7 protein-coding genes are annotated in these 13,967 nt (G+C 51.5%); 2 read left to right on the forward strand and 5 right to left on the reverse strand.

What is annotated here, in order from left to right:
* Positions 1 to 72: 72 nt before the first annotated feature.
* Together VGN67_RS14665 and VGN67_RS14670 are read right to left on the reverse strand one after the other, a co-directional pair.
* Positions 73 to 786 (reverse strand): hypothetical protein, encoded by a 714-nt coding sequence (locus VGN67_RS14665; protein WP_327487607.1) that lies wholly within the window; start codon positions 784 to 786, stop codon positions 73 to 75.
* Positions 787 to 968: 182 nt separating this feature from the next.
* Positions 969 to 1,667 (reverse strand): hypothetical protein, encoded by a 699-nt coding sequence (locus tag VGN67_RS14670; RefSeq protein ID WP_327487608.1) that lies wholly within the window; start codon positions 1,665 to 1,667, stop codon positions 969 to 971.
* Positions 1,668 to 1,855: 188 nt separating this feature from the next.
* Between VGN67_RS14670 and VGN67_RS14675 the strand changes: the two genes are divergently transcribed.
* Positions 1,856 to 3,928, forward strand: a complete 2,073-nt coding sequence (locus tag VGN67_RS14675) for a TonB-dependent receptor (RefSeq protein WP_327487609.1) — start codon at positions 1,856 to 1,858, stop codon at positions 3,926 to 3,928.
* A gap of 6 nt (positions 3,929 to 3,934) precedes the next feature.
* Here VGN67_RS14675 and VGN67_RS14680 read toward each other — a convergent pair whose 3' ends face one another.
* From VGN67_RS14680 to VGN67_RS14690, 3 genes are read right to left on the reverse strand one after another with little or no spacing between them, the layout of a single operon-like run.
* On the reverse strand, positions 3,935 to 5,116 hold the full coding sequence (locus VGN67_RS14680; protein WP_327487610.1) for an Nramp family divalent metal transporter: 1,182 nt from the start codon (positions 5,114 to 5,116) through the stop codon (positions 3,935 to 3,937).
* A 38-nt stretch (positions 5,117 to 5,154) separates the two neighbouring features.
* Positions 5,155 to 8,925, reverse strand: coding sequence for a hydantoinase B/oxoprolinase family protein (locus VGN67_RS14685; protein ID WP_327487611.1), 3,771 nt, complete (start codon positions 8,923 to 8,925; stop codon positions 5,155 to 5,157).
* Between the two features lie 53 nt (positions 8,926 to 8,978).
* Positions 8,979 to 11,468, reverse strand: coding sequence for a PIG-L family deacetylase (locus VGN67_RS14690; protein WP_327487612.1), 2,490 nt, complete (start codon positions 11,466 to 11,468; stop codon positions 8,979 to 8,981).
* A gap of 211 nt (positions 11,469 to 11,679) precedes the next feature.
* On the opposite strand from VGN67_RS14690, the gene VGN67_RS14695 reads away from it, so the two are divergent.
* On the forward strand, positions 11,680 to 13,902 hold the full coding sequence (locus VGN67_RS14695; RefSeq protein ID WP_327487613.1) for a sodium-translocating pyrophosphatase: 2,223 nt from the start codon (positions 11,680 to 11,682) through the stop codon (positions 13,900 to 13,902).
* Positions 13,903 to 13,967: the final 65 nt, after the last annotated feature.

Raw genomic sequence — 13,967 nt, forward strand, 5'->3', positions numbered from 1 at the left:
TATCAATTAACAAAAGCGCGGCTGCCTGATTGGCAGCCGCGCTTTTGTTAAAAAGAGAGCTCTACCCGGTGATTAATTAATAGTTAGCGATTTGCTGAAATTCAGAAGCGCTACTAGTTCATCTTTTTCTTTAAAATTCGTTTTTTTCTCCTTCACATATCCGTTTATTTCCTTTTTGTGGTTAGGGAAAAAACGAAGTACACTGGCCTTACTGGCCGGATACACGACGTTGTTTTTATCTACCAGGAAAAATTCCTCTTCCCTGGTCAGCAGTACATCCCCTTTAATGTCCAGGTTTTGTACCCTGCCGTTCGGGTCCATAAACGATTTGACAGCGGTAATGGAGGAGGCTCCCGACGATTGGTCATAGGCGCCCATTTTATCATTACCTACCTGAATCAACATTTGATGCGCCGCTAACCGGAAACTCCCGTGGTCATCCACAAATACAAGGAAACCTGTCTTAGGATGATGGATAAACTGGTCCTGGTCAATCACGATTTGTTTAATGGTAAATTCATTGCTCAGGTTCATTGTGTCACCCTTAGGGTCAATAAACTGGATGGCTTTCAGCAGGAGGTTGTAATTCAGTTTTGCCTCAACGGCGGTACCATTGTGCAGGGACACGGTTCCGGTTTTGAAAGCAGGGTACTTGTACTGGTCTTTCATAGGTACTGCTTTACGTAAATCCGTAACATCTTTCACCCGGATAATTTTGGTGGATTGGGCCCAAAGGGAGGAGGCAAAACAGATAAAGGCGCTGGTAATCCAAAGGTGTGTTTTCATAGCTGAATAGTGGTTAAGGAAAGTTTAGGGAAAAGTACAGCCTGTACCCTGTATATAAAAGTATATAATATACCCGAAACTACCTCATTTCTAAATGAAAAGAAATTGGATATTGGAAAAACGGTTAAAATAAGATTTACGCTATGTTTCTGGGTAGGAAAATCAGGCAGGAACTACTCAATTTAGAGCTGATCACAGTACTTAAGTACAGCTTTCAGCTGGGTGACAATCATTAGGTCAATGCTGTTTTTTCTGATGTACTGGGTAATTTCCCTGCGATGGTTGGGGTAAAACGTGAGGAGGTTGGACTTGGTAACTTCATGAGCGGTATTATTTTTATCAACCAGAAAATAAAGTTTGGTTGGAATAAGAATAGTGCGCCCCCTCATATTATTCAGCTGGGTTTTCCCGGTACTATCCTTGGCTACTGTTATCATCACAGTTTTTGATAGTGATCCGGTACCCACCACCTTTTCGACCATTAAAAATTGGACTGATACTCTCAGATTTTTGTAGTTGGCAACAAAAGCCAGGAATCCGTACGGGGGTACGAAATGAAACAATTCTTCCTGTAATTTGATTTTGGCAATACCTCCTCCGTTGGCAAGTGCCAACGTATCTCCTTCCTCGGTAATAAAGTGCATTTCCCGAAGCAACCAATTGTAATTTAGTGGTGCGGTTACCGTACTGCTGTCATGAAAAGTGACAATACCGGGTTCGAATGTTGTATAGTGGTAGCTGTTCCGGATACTTTTGGTAGTATAGGTACTTTTTGTGTTCTCTTTATTTAGGTTTTCGTTGGACTGCGCCTGACCTGGCCCGCTGAACAGGAATAGCAGACAAAGAATTGGTAGAGGGAGGGAAGTTTTTGTAAAAAGCATAAATCAAAAATAAGGAGAACAACCTGGCAAAGTACCGGTCATTGGTACCTCAGGCAAAGGTACTGCGGTCTTTTTTGAAGTACTTAACCTGATAATAAAATTGGTGCAGCAGATTTCAGGTGGAATAACATTTGTTAGATTAGGAATAGTTAAAGAACTTTGGTCACTTACCCATTCAACTTTCACTGATGTCTAAATTTAGGACTTTTACCACCTTTTTATATTCCTGTACCTTTCTGGCAGCCTGCCTGACCGGTCATCCGCTCCTGGCTCAGAATGATACGCTCAGAACCAATCAACTGGAAGAAGTGACCATCAGCGCTTACGAGTCCCGCCGGACCTTACTGGAAACCCCGGCGGCTATTAGTTTGATAACGCCCCGGCTGATGACTCGATTTGCCGCAACTACCTGGATTAACGCCGTCAATACCGCTCCCGGCGTCAGGATGGAGGAGCGTTCACCCGGTAGCTATCGTTTTTCAATTCGGGGGAGCCTTTTGCGTTCGCCATTTGGCGTTCGGAATGTGAAGTTTTACTGGAACGGCATTCCCTTTACCGATGCCAGCGGAAATACTTCGCTGAATGTAATTGATTTTGCGGCCGTGGAACGGATGGAAATTATCAAGGGGCCGGGCAGCAGTCTGTACGGAGCCGGTACCGGTGGGGTAGTTTTGTTGTCTTCGCCCACCAACACGGCAGGGAACAATCGGGCCGAGCAGCAGGTAGGCGTTGGGAAGTATGGTTTCCGGAGCTGGAATTCCCTGCTTCAGACCGGTGGAGCCACGGTTTTGTATGGTCACCAGCAGCAGGAGGGGTACCGCGACCATAGTGCCATGGTCAGGGACGCCCTGACTTTTACCCTTACCAATCCGGTAGGTAGCCGGGGGTCTTTTTCCTTGCTGGGGATGTATTCGGACCTTCACTACCAAACCCCCGGCGGAATTAACCTGCAACAGTACCAGACCAACCCCCGGCTGTCCCGGCAGCCTACGCCGACCCTGCCGGGTAGCCGCGAACAACAGGCGGGGGTGTATACCCGCTACGCCATGCTGGGTGGAAGCTACGATTACCGCCTTTCTGCTAACTGGAGCCAGACCACCACGCTATATTTGTCGACCAACGATTTCCGGAATCCGTTTATCAGCAATCAGGAAAAACGGACCGAACTGGGCCTGGGCGGCCGTCAGGTTTGGAAATATGCGTTTGATAATGCTCGCTGGAATGCCACCTGGACCAGCGGCCTGGAAGGACAGTACCTGCAGTCGGTGCAGCGAACCTTTAGGAATCTTAAAGGGACTACCGGTACGTTGCTGACGGATGAAGAACTGCTGACCGGTGCATTCACCGCCTTTAGTCAGTTTGAGGCTGAGCCGGTGTCGGGTTTAATTGCTACCGTGGGCCTTAGCTATAACACGCTTCGCTACGACTTCCAGCGCTTTTTTCCGGCACCTTATGGTCGCCAGATGCAGAATTTCAAGGCTGAACTGGCACCCCGGATTGCCCTGCTGAAAAAAATCGGGGAGGATTGGGCCGTTTTTGGAAGCTACAGTCAGGGATTTTCACCCCCTACCTTGCAGGAAATTCGTCCCTCGGCCGGTGGGTTTCGGGCCGACCTCTCGGCCGAGCGGGGGGTGAACCGGGAGATTGGAATTCGCCGGGCCGGGCAAAAGCTCTCCGCTGAAGTAAATCTTTACTCCTTTAGTTTGCGGGAAGCGATTGTGCGACGCACCGAAGAAAACGGGGCTGAATTCTTCATCAACGCGGGCAAAACCCGGCAAAACGGCGTAGAATGGCAGGTTGGCTACGATATTTTTTCGAGCCGGACCGCTCCGTTGCGTCAGGTACGGGCCTGGCACAATGGTACCTACACCCGGTACACCTTTGTAGATTTCCAGCAGGCCGATGCGCAGCTCTCCGGTAATATCCTGCCGGGCATCCCTCGTTTAAGCCATACCACCGGGCTGGATCTGGAAGCACTGGCCGGATTGTCGCTTTACCTGACTTACCAGCACGGCGGTAGCGTTTTCCTGAATGATGCCAACACCGTGGAAGCTCCCGCTTATGACCAGTTTTTGGTACGGGGTAGTTGGAAGCGGAATTGGGGTGCCCACTTTTATACTGATTTGTCGGCTTCGGCCGAATGGGTGTCGGCTGAGATTTACAGCCTGGGCTATGACCTGAATGCCTTCGGAAATCGTTTTTTCAATGCTTCTCCCAAACAAAATACCTGGGTGGGAATCAAAGCCGGATGGCGGTGGTAGGTAATTTTACCAGAAGGTTTTGACGGAATTAAAAAGGCTGTTCAGACCAAGGACCAACGTGACTCCAAAAATCAGGTACAACAGAATGGTCTGAAGGCGGGAGTTGCGGTGCGCCGGGGGTAGGAGAGCCGGGTCATTAACCGCCCGGATTATTTGCCAGGTTATAAATGGTAATAATAACCCGTTGGCCGCCTGTGCGGCAATGATAATGGGTACTGGTTTAATGTTCAGTACTCCAAACACCAGTCCAATCAGGATAACGCCCCGACCTACCCAGGCCGTTTGTTGGGGAGTAGTTCCCAGTAGGGTACGGGCCGTTATACCAGCGGCAAACGGAGCCGTAACTACGGAGGTAAAGCCAGCACCGAACAGACCAATGGCGTACAGTAGCCGACCGTTTTTACCAAATTTCTGAGCGAGTACTTCGGCGGCTCTTTCAAAACTGAAGGTACCTTCTATTAGGGTACCTCCCAGCACAATGCTGATAGAAATTAGTCCCCCAATAAGAACGGCCAGTACCAACCCCTGCCGCATTTCCCGTACCGACTGCCCCTGCCCGATGCCCGAAGCAAGAAACAGGTTATAGGGTACCACGGTAGTACCCACCAGTCCGGTTATTACCAGGGCCGAACCAGCAGGGAAGGCAGGCACAAAGCTATCCCGGAGGAGTTGCGGAAGTGACGAAATGCTTTGTACGCCTACCCACACAAAGGCAATGCCCATCAGGAAAACTACCAGACCCAGCAGGCGGGTAAGTAGGGCGGTGGATGGTATGGACAAAAACAGTACGGCCAGCGTACCTACCACCAGCGTAAGCAGCCAGGCAGGTACCTGGAAAAGAAGTTGAATTCCGGCTACTGCTCCCAGGATATTACCGGCTTCGTAGGCCGCACAACCGGTTATTACTCCGATGGCCAGGAGGTAATTTACGGTTTGTCCGTGGCTCTCGTGCCGACCGGCCAGTATCTCTCCCAAATTCTTTCCGGATGCAATCGTTAGACGGGCGGCGGCCTCCTGCAGAAGTATAGTACTTACGGTAGAAAACACCAGGGCCCACAGCAGGGAACTACCAAAGGTGGCTCCCGCCAGTCCGCAGGTGGTGACGGTTCCCGGCCCGATAAAGGCCGCCGATATCACAGACCAGAACAGCAAGCTGGACAGCCCGGAACGGAGCGAAACGTACTTCATTTGGTAAAATAAATAGAAAAAAGATTTAGTCAGGTGACCTACCCGGCTTCCCCGTACCCACCGCCGCCGGGCGTTTCCAGGATAATACGTTCCCCGGGATACACGGTGGTACTGCCAATGGCGGGTGAATTTTCAACCTTACCCCCGCGACGAACCAGGGTAATCAGGGACGTTTTTCCGGGTTCACCCCCCTCGAGGCCATAGGGCGAAAAATGATTGTGCTGCCCAATGAGGGTTACTTCCAGTTTTTCCAGGAATTCCAGCTCGCGGATAATGCCATCACCTCCCCGCCACTTTCCGGCTCCCCCCGATCCCGTTCGGATGGCAAACCGGCGGAGGCGTACGGGGTAGCGCCTTTCCAGTTCTTCCGGGTCGGTGATGCGGGTATTGGTCATGTGCTGGTGTACCCCCGAGCGCCCGTGAAAGCCCGGGCCGGCACCCGCCCCTCCACCAATGGTTTCGTAGTACCCAAACCGCTCGTTGCCAAACAGAAAATTGTTCATGGTACCCTGGCTACAGGCCGCCAACCCGAAAGCTTTCAGGAGGGTATCCACCAGTCGCTGGCTGATTTCGGTATTTCCGCCAACCACGGCGGGGCAAAGGGTGGCATCATCTTCAAAATGAGGATGGAGAAAAGAGTTTTCCGGCAGTATAAGCTGTACCTGCTTCATCAGGCCATCGTTCAGCGGAATTTCCCGGCCTACGAGTAAACGAAGTACGTACAAGACCGCGCTGTGGATAATAGAAATATTCGCGTTCAGGTTCTGCGGGTGAACCCGGGAGGTACCTGTGAAATCAAAGCTCAGCCGGGAAGGAGTAACCGTGACTTTCAGGGCCAGACGGTTTCCATCGTCCAGGTACTCGACGGCTTTTAATTCTTTTCCTACCCAGGGTTTCAGGGCTTGGGTTACCTGCTGGGAAGCACTTCGTTTCAGGAGCTGCATGTAGGTAGTTACCTTGCGGTAGCCGTGCTCCTGCACGAGTTTCAGCAGGTCCTCCTGACCGCGGCGCAGGGACGACAGCGCCGCCACAATGTCGGCTTCATTTTCGGCCAGCATCCGGGACGGGAAAGGACCCCCGGTAAACAGCTGCTGAACAGTTTCCCATTGCAGTTCTCCGCGACGGACCAGGTACTGCGGAAGAATGGCAACGCCCTCCTCGTGTAGTCGGATGGCATCCGGTGGCATTGAACCGGGCTTTTTACCCCCTATTTCGGCATGGTGCGCCCGGTTAACCACGTAGCCAGCACACTGCCCATCCTCGGTAAACACACCGGCTATAAGAGTAACGTCGGGCAAGTGCGAACCACCGTACCGGGGGTGGTTGGTAATGACCACATCGCCCGGACCAATCTCAATTGCTGCCCTGACCAGGCGGGTACATATACCCAGGCTACCCAAATGCACCGGAATATGGGGGGCATTTACGAGAAGTTCACCGGCGGGGTCCAGCAGGGCACAGGAAAAATCGAGCCTTTCCTTCACATTCACCGAAAAGGCCGTGCGTTGTAGCTGGGCACCCATTTCCTCCGCAATGGCCATAAACCGATTGGTGAAAAGCTCCATTTCTACTTCCCGGGTATGCTGGATCGTAGCAGTCAGGTCCGTACGTTTATCGGAAAGAATAATATCGCGGGTAGTTTGAACTACACCTTCCCAACCTTCGGGCAGGTAGGAAGTGGAAGTGGCGTTGCGCAGAATGGCCGGTCCCATGATAAGATGGCCCGGGTCAAGCTCTTCCCAGTTATGGATACCTACTTCCTGCTGTGGCAGGTACGGAGTCGAAACCGTTTTCTTTGCCACCAGCGGAAAGCTTTCCTGTATGAGAGGAGTCGGGGGATTCTCCTGACTTTTTTCCTGAACCATCATCCGGATACTTTCCACCTCGACCTCCCTGGTACGGGGCAGGTACCCAAACTGGGTTTCATAGAGTTTCTCGAATAAGGAGAGGGTTTCCAATTCTCGATAGGGTACTTCCAAACTACTTTCCTGCCCGGCAAACCGTAAAAACAGGGCACAAAACGCTACCTCGGTCTCCTGGACCAATTCCATCCCAAGCTCAAGTACGGCCTGGGCGTGGAGTTCCTGTACGTAGGCAGGAAGCCGGTAAGCCACCTCCGTCCACTTTTTTAGGACCTGTACCGAAACGATCCGGCTTAGCTGCGCTTCTCCCATGCCCAGGGCACTGAACAAGCCCGCGTCAAACGGAATGATTACCTGTTTTATTCCAACGATTTCGGCCAATTGGCAACCGTGCATTCCCCCGGCTCCCCCAAAAGTCAGCAGGGCGTATTCTTTCGGGTCTACTCCGCGAGCTACGGAAATGCGGCGGATGGCCTCCGCCATTTTTTCATTGGCAATCCGTTCGAGGCCCAGCAGTACCTCCTGACTAGACAGACTGTTTCCACTTTTGAAAAGAATGTCGTCCTGCAATTTTTTTAAAGCTTCCACCGCGGCTTCGGGATAAACAGGAATACCCAACCGGGAGGCCTCCATCTTGCCGAGTAATAAATTAATATCCGTAAGAGTAAGCGGCCCTCCTGCGCCATAGCAGGCGGGACCGGGGCTGGCCCCCGCACTTTCGGGGCCTACCCGAAGGCCGAAGCCGTCGAACCAGCAAACGGAGCCGCCCCCGGCCGCTACGGTTTCAATGGCCAGGGCCGGGCTGTGCATCTCCAGGTTATTAATGCGGGTGGTATAGTGGAGGTCGGGGCGACCGGTAATACGGGCGGTGTCGGTACTGGTACCTCCCATGTCAAAGGTAAGTACCTTGTCATAGCCCAGCCGCCAGGCCAGGGAAGCCGCCGCAACCATTCCTCCCGCCGGGCCGCTCAACAAGCTGTCCTTGGCTCTGAACTTTTCTGCTCCCACCAGCCCACCGGCGCTGGTCATTACTTTTAAGGCGGCATCGCCCAGCGAGGATTTGATTCTGCTCAGGTAGGTGTCCAGTACGGGCGACAGGTAGGCATTGATGACCGCGGTTTGGGTTCGCCGGAGGTAGTGGAGGCCGGGGTAGAGTTGCGACGAGAGCGAAAGGTAGGCGAGTCCCTTTGTCCGCAGGTACTCCCCAATCTGCATTTCGTGCACCGGGTTGCAGTAGGAGTGAAGCAGGGAAATGGCAACCGTTTCAAACTGGTGCGCGCGGCAATAATCTCCCAATTTTGCCAATTCTTCATCCAAAAGCGGCACCGCCACCGAACCGTCTGGTTCCAATCGTTCTTCAATTCCAAATACGGCTGCATATAACAGGGTAGGTTCGGGAATATCCAACTGGAAAAGATGGGGTCTTTGCTGCGTACCAATACGGACAATATCTTCGAATCCCTTGGTAACAACCAGCAGCGTTTTGGCTCCTTTTTTTTCCAATAAAGCGTTAGTCCCCTTGGTGGTACCCAGGCGCATCCTGAGCGGAGGGAAGGAGTGACGGAGAGGCGTTCCGGTTACCAGCCGGGTGGCCAGAACGGGGGCTTCTTCCCCCGTAAAAAGCTCAAAATCTTTGTCAGATAACGGTGTTAGATTATCTTCTAAAGTTAGGGTTTGGTTTAAGTAGTTTATAGAGAGAAGCTTAGTAGAAAGACCTCCGTTGAGCAATCTAAACGAAAATCCTTCCAATAATTGACTTTCGTACTGCCAGGGCGCTTCAAATTTATAGTAGTTGGCATCTATTTTTCGTACGATCCGCCCCCGGAGACAACCACTGCTTAGTACTTTGGCCCGGTGCCGCTGGCCCTCCGGGTCAATGGCCAGACAATCGGTAAAGGTACCTCCGGTATCAATCCAGATTTTCCAGGGCGAAGTAGTTGCTGTCAAAACAGGCGGTTATTAAGTATAAATGGAGGGTGGTTGAAGTTTTTGATGGTGGTCTATTTAGTTTTCCCGGCCGATACCAGATTGGCAAACAACCGGTAGGCACCCGTAACCCCGGCGGGGAGTTCTCTGAAAAAGGAAAGTCCGGTGTAAATAAAATGGCCTTTTCCGTAGGGGGCATACAGCAGACTACCATCTTTGGGCGTTTCGCCGACATCGTTACCCGACAGAATGGCCTGGTAGGCCGGGTCCCACTCTTCGGCAAAGTACAGACCTCGTTCCTGAATCCAACCGTCAAAATCCCGGGCGGTAATTTTATTGGGAGCGTTCAGTAGCGGGTGCGCCGGTTTTAGTACCCTCATCTCAGCTTCCTCCTCCGACACCCGGTCCCGGCCCAGTTTGAAAGGGTAGGGACCTAACTGAGGTACTTTCAGACCATTGGAGGTAGTATATTGCACCAGCATCGTCCCCCCGTTTTTGACGTAATTCATGAGCTTATCCTGGAAAAAACGAAGTCGCTCCTCGGTATTATAGGCCCTTACCCCCACTACTATGGCATCGTAAGTACTTAGGTCTTTGCTTAGTTCTTCCCCGTTTAGCATAACGACCGTAGCCCCCATTTGTCGAAGCGCGGCTGGTACATCATCGCCGGCACCGGCAATGTACCCAATCCTGCGCGCGAGCATTTTAACATCAACCCGGGCCAGTTTTGCTTCGGCGGGAGGGAATATGGTTTGGGATGGAATGTGGGGGTACTCAATGGTTTTCATGGCGGTGGCATAACTCTGTCCATCCACCGTGGCGATGGCCCGGAGGGTCACTTCCTGGTTCTGGTTGGGAGGAGTAATGGTGAACGAAAAAGCTTCTTCCTGGTACTTGTCGTTGAATTGAAAGGGGCGGGAGGCGGGTTCAACTTTCCAGCCTGCGGGTACCTGAGGGCGCAAGGTACCCTGCATCCCTTTTTTCTGAGCTTTTACCAGTACCTGGACTTCCCGGGGACTGTTTGTGGTAAATATAAAAACCGGCTCGTTGAGGGTGGCAGTTACGGCGGGCCTGATTTCAAAGGGCCGGTACTGCTCTCCCGCCACCGGGTCGTTGAATTTGTAGGTCCAGGGCTTACTGAAGGTAAAAGGTTGACCATCAATCTCAAAAGTGAACTTTGTTAAAGTCAGTGGGGTATTTTCCGGAAAGCCAATGGCGCGTTGGTCATCAATCTGAAAGACCCCTTTACTCAAAGGTTTTTCTAACCAATAGGGCTGGCTTACAGGTAAATTATCCGGTAACTGGGTGTTCAGGGTAACGTTTACTGCTTTATGGAGGGCCAGACTGGTACTGAAGGTACTATCGGCGGCCCGGCCCGTCCATTGCAAGCCCACCAGTTTGACGGGGTAGTCGGCCCGCTTGACTACATTCACCTTTAAGCTAACCTGGGTACCCGGCACGGCAGAGTATTCGGTGGGGTTGGTTTCAAACCACAGGCCCAGGCATTGCTGAATCAGTTTTTCTACCTCTTGTTTTTTGGCTTGTACCAGAATCTGCGACGGGTCCAGCTTGCTGAGTTGCTGGTGTATCCGAACCAACGTGGGGACCGAGGCTTCCGGTTTGGCAACATTAAAATTTGTTATTACCTGAGAAACCAGCCGGGCCACCTCGGCGCTACCCGGTACTCGGTTCCAACTGGTATCAACTCCGTCAAAAAGGTCTTTTTGGGCAGGATCACCAGCGGTATGAACCAGGTAGTCGGTCCGGACATCACGTACGGGAGAGGACCCAAAACCCTGACTTTTATGCTGGCTCCGGCTTTCTGCGGCTATTTCTGAATAGGATTTGCCAAGCAGCGGGTTAAACCCACCTAACTCAACGGCTATGTAAGGAGCTTTTTCCTCGGTAGGGGCCTGGTTGGTAAAGCCCCGGCTGTAGGTGTTCCAGGTGATGCGTTTAGGTTGCCAGGTTTTGACGTATTTTAGCTGGTCAGGGTAAGAGGCCGGATTCCCTGCCAGTTTAAAAGCTTCTTCGGCCAGGAACGCCGACGTTTGGTGGTGACCGTGACCGGCCCGGGGGTCGGGGGGGAAGCGGGTTATAACTACATCGGGCTGATACTTACGAATCATCCATACTACGTCGCCCAGTACTTTTTCGCGGTCCCAGAAGTTAAGGGTTTCGTCGAGCGTTTTGGAAAATCCAAAATCGTAGGCACGCGAAAAAAACTGTTCGGCGCCGTCGATCCGGCGGGCCGCCAGTAGCTCCTGAGTTCTAATTAGCCCAATATTGTACCCCTGCTCAGCCCCGATAAGGTTTTGGCCGCCGTCACCGCGGGTCAGGGACAGGTACCCGGTGCGGGCCAGCCGGTCCTTGGACAGGTAGGCGAGCATCAGGGTATTTTCGTCGTCGGGGTGGGCCGCAATGTACAGTACTGACCCCAGCATATTCAGCTTTTTCAGGTTCAGCAGAATCTCACTGGAAGGCACGACAGGAGTCTGAGCGGTTACTTTTGAAACAATGAGAAATAGCAGGACTGCAAAAGAGGTATAAGGGAATCGCTTCATTATAAATTGAAAAGTATAGACAAGGATAGTAATATATGGTGTAATCTACTGACAGGAAGGGTAAAGTTGCAATAATGATTTTTTATTTCTCGGATATTTTATAAAAACTATACAAAATAATCAATGTAGGCTCTAGATGCATTTTTTTAATGTAAGGCCGCAATCTATATTTACACGATTTTTTGAACACTTAACCAAAAACGTATTACGCATGAATAGCATTACTTATCTGGTGCCAGTGCTTGGGCTCGTTGGGCTACTGGTCATGTTTTTTAAACGAGGCTGGGTGGTGAAGCAGGATGCAGGCGATGCCAATATGCAGGAAATCGCCAATGCCATTGCCGAAGGTGCCCTGGCCTTTCTTAAAGCCGAATGGCGGGTTCTTATTGTTTTTGGTGTAGTGGTTAGTATTCTTTTAGGTTTTTCAGGAACACTGGTCGAAAATTCCAGCTGGATTATTGGCGTTGCCTTTATCCTTGGAGCTTTTATTTCCGCCTTTGCCGGATATATCGGTATGACTATAGCCACTAAATCCAATGTGCGTACTACCCAGGCTGCACGTACCAGCCTGGCTAAAGCCCTTGAGGTAAGTTTCACGGGTGGTTCAGTGATGGGCATTGGGGTGGCGAGTCTGGCGGTGCTGGGTTTGAGCAGTTTGTTCATCGTTCTATATTATTTGTTTGTTGGAGAGAGTACGGATGTGAATGGTCTGCCCATGGAAACCGTACTGGAAGTACTGGCCGGCTTTTCATTGGGAGCTGAATCAATCGCTTTGTTTGCCCGCGTAGGTGGTGGTATTTATACCAAAGCCGCCGACGTAGGAGCTGACCTGGTAGGTAAAGTAGAGGCCGGTATTCCGGAAGATGATCCGCGTAACCCGGCTACCATCGCCGACAACGTGGGCGATAACGTAGGGGACGTGGCCGGTATGGGGGCTGACCTTTTCGGTTCTTACGTGGCTACCATCCTGGCTACCATGGTACTGGGCCGCGAAATTATTTCCCGCCAGCCTGACAACTTCGGAGGCATTGCCCCCATTCTGCTGCCCATGGTTATTGCCGGAGTAGGTCTGATCGCTTCCATTATAGGTATGCTGCTGGTTCGGATCGCCGACGAGAAAGGAGATGTACAGGGCGCTATGAACCGTGGAAACTGGGCTTCCATCCTTATTACGCTGGCGGTATCGTACCCCCTGACTACCTGGATGCTACCCGATTCCATTCTGACCATCCGTGGGGTTGAATTTACTTCGCTGGATGTTTTCTGGGCTATTCTGCTGGGTTCCGTTGTGGGCGCTATTATGTCGGCTGTTACCGAATACTACACCGCCATGGGCAAACGTCCGGTTCAATCAATCGTAAACCAGTCATCGACGGGTCATGCGACCAACATTATCGGTGGTTTATCGGTCGGAATGGAATCTACGGTTATTCCAACGCTGGTATTGGCGGCCGGTATTTTTCTCAGCTATGAATTTGCCGGTCTTTATGGAGTAGCCATAGCTGCGGCCGGTATGATGGCCACTACGGCTATGCAGTTGGCAATTGATGCGTTTGGACCTATTGCGGATAACGCGGGTGGTATTGCCGAGATGTCCTACCTGCCCGAAGAAGTTCGGGGGCGTACTGATATTCTGGATGCTGTGGGGAACACTACCGCTGCTACGGGTAAAGGCTTCGCCATTGCTTCGGCTGCCTTAACTTCCCTTGCACTTTTCGCGGCCTTCTGTGGTGTAGCCGGAATCAGCGCCATTGACATTTATAAGGCTAATGTACTGGCTGGTCTTTTTGTTGGTGCCATGATACCGTTCATATTCTCTTCGCTGGCCATTGCGGCGGTAGGTAGGGCGGCCATGAAAATGGTGGAAGAAGTACGTCGTCAGTTCCGCGAAATCCCGGGTATTATGGAAGGTACTGCCCGTCCCGAATACGAAAAATGCGTGGCTATTTCCACCCAGGCTTCCATAAAAGAAATGGTGGCTCCCGGTCTGATTGCCCTGATAGTACCCGTTATCGTTGGATTTGTCTTTGGGCCCGAAGTACTGGGAGGTACCCTGGCTGGTGTTACCGTTTCCGGCGTGTTGATGGGTATTTTCCAGAACAACGCCGGTGGTGCCTGGGATAACGCGAAAAAATCGTTTGAGAAAGGAGTTCTTATCAACGGACAGACTTACTACAAAAAGTCGGAGCCACATAAGGCAGCTGTAACGGGTGATACCGTAGGTGACCCCTTCAAAGATACTTCCGGTCCTTCTATGAACATCCTGATTAAGTTAATGTCCATTGTTTCGCTGGTTATCGCTCCGCACATTGCGGTGAATGAAGTAACGGATGAAGAGTTTATCGAAGACAGCAGCATACAGGTAGAAGCGCCTACCATGGCGGCCACCGACAAAAACCCTAACCGGGTAGAGTGGTCTTCGGTTGCGAAGTAATTACTAGAATTTTATAAATGAGGCCCGACCAATTGAATGGTCGGGCCTCATCTTTTTGAGTAGTT

The organism is Telluribacter sp., from assembly GCF_035998675.1.
Lineage (GTDB): Bacteria > Bacteroidota > Bacteroidia > Cytophagales > Spirosomataceae > Telluribacter.

What these genes read in the sequence shown, in the direction of transcription:
- VGN67_RS14690 (WP_327487612.1), bottom strand. Translation starts at nt 11,468, where the DNA reads ATGAAGCGATTCCCTTATACCTCTTTTGCAGTCCTGCTATTTCTCATT.
- VGN67_RS14675 (WP_327487609.1), top strand. Translation starts at nt 1,856, where the DNA reads ATGTCTAAATTTAGGACTTTTACCACCTTTTTATATTCCTGTACCTTT.
- VGN67_RS14665 (WP_327487607.1), bottom strand. Translation starts at nt 786, where the DNA reads ATGAAAACACACCTTTGGATTACCAGCGCCTTTATCTGTTTTGCCTCC.
- VGN67_RS14680 (WP_327487610.1), bottom strand. Translation starts at nt 5,116, where the DNA reads ATGAAGTACGTTTCGCTCCGTTCCGGGCTGTCCAGCTTGCTGTTCTGG.
- VGN67_RS14695 (WP_327487613.1), top strand. Translation starts at nt 11,680, where the DNA reads ATGAATAGCATTACTTATCTGGTGCCAGTGCTTGGGCTCGTTGGGCTA.
- VGN67_RS14670 (WP_327487608.1), bottom strand. Translation starts at nt 1,667, where the DNA reads ATGCTTTTTACAAAAACTTCCCTCCCTCTACCAATTCTTTGTCTGCTA.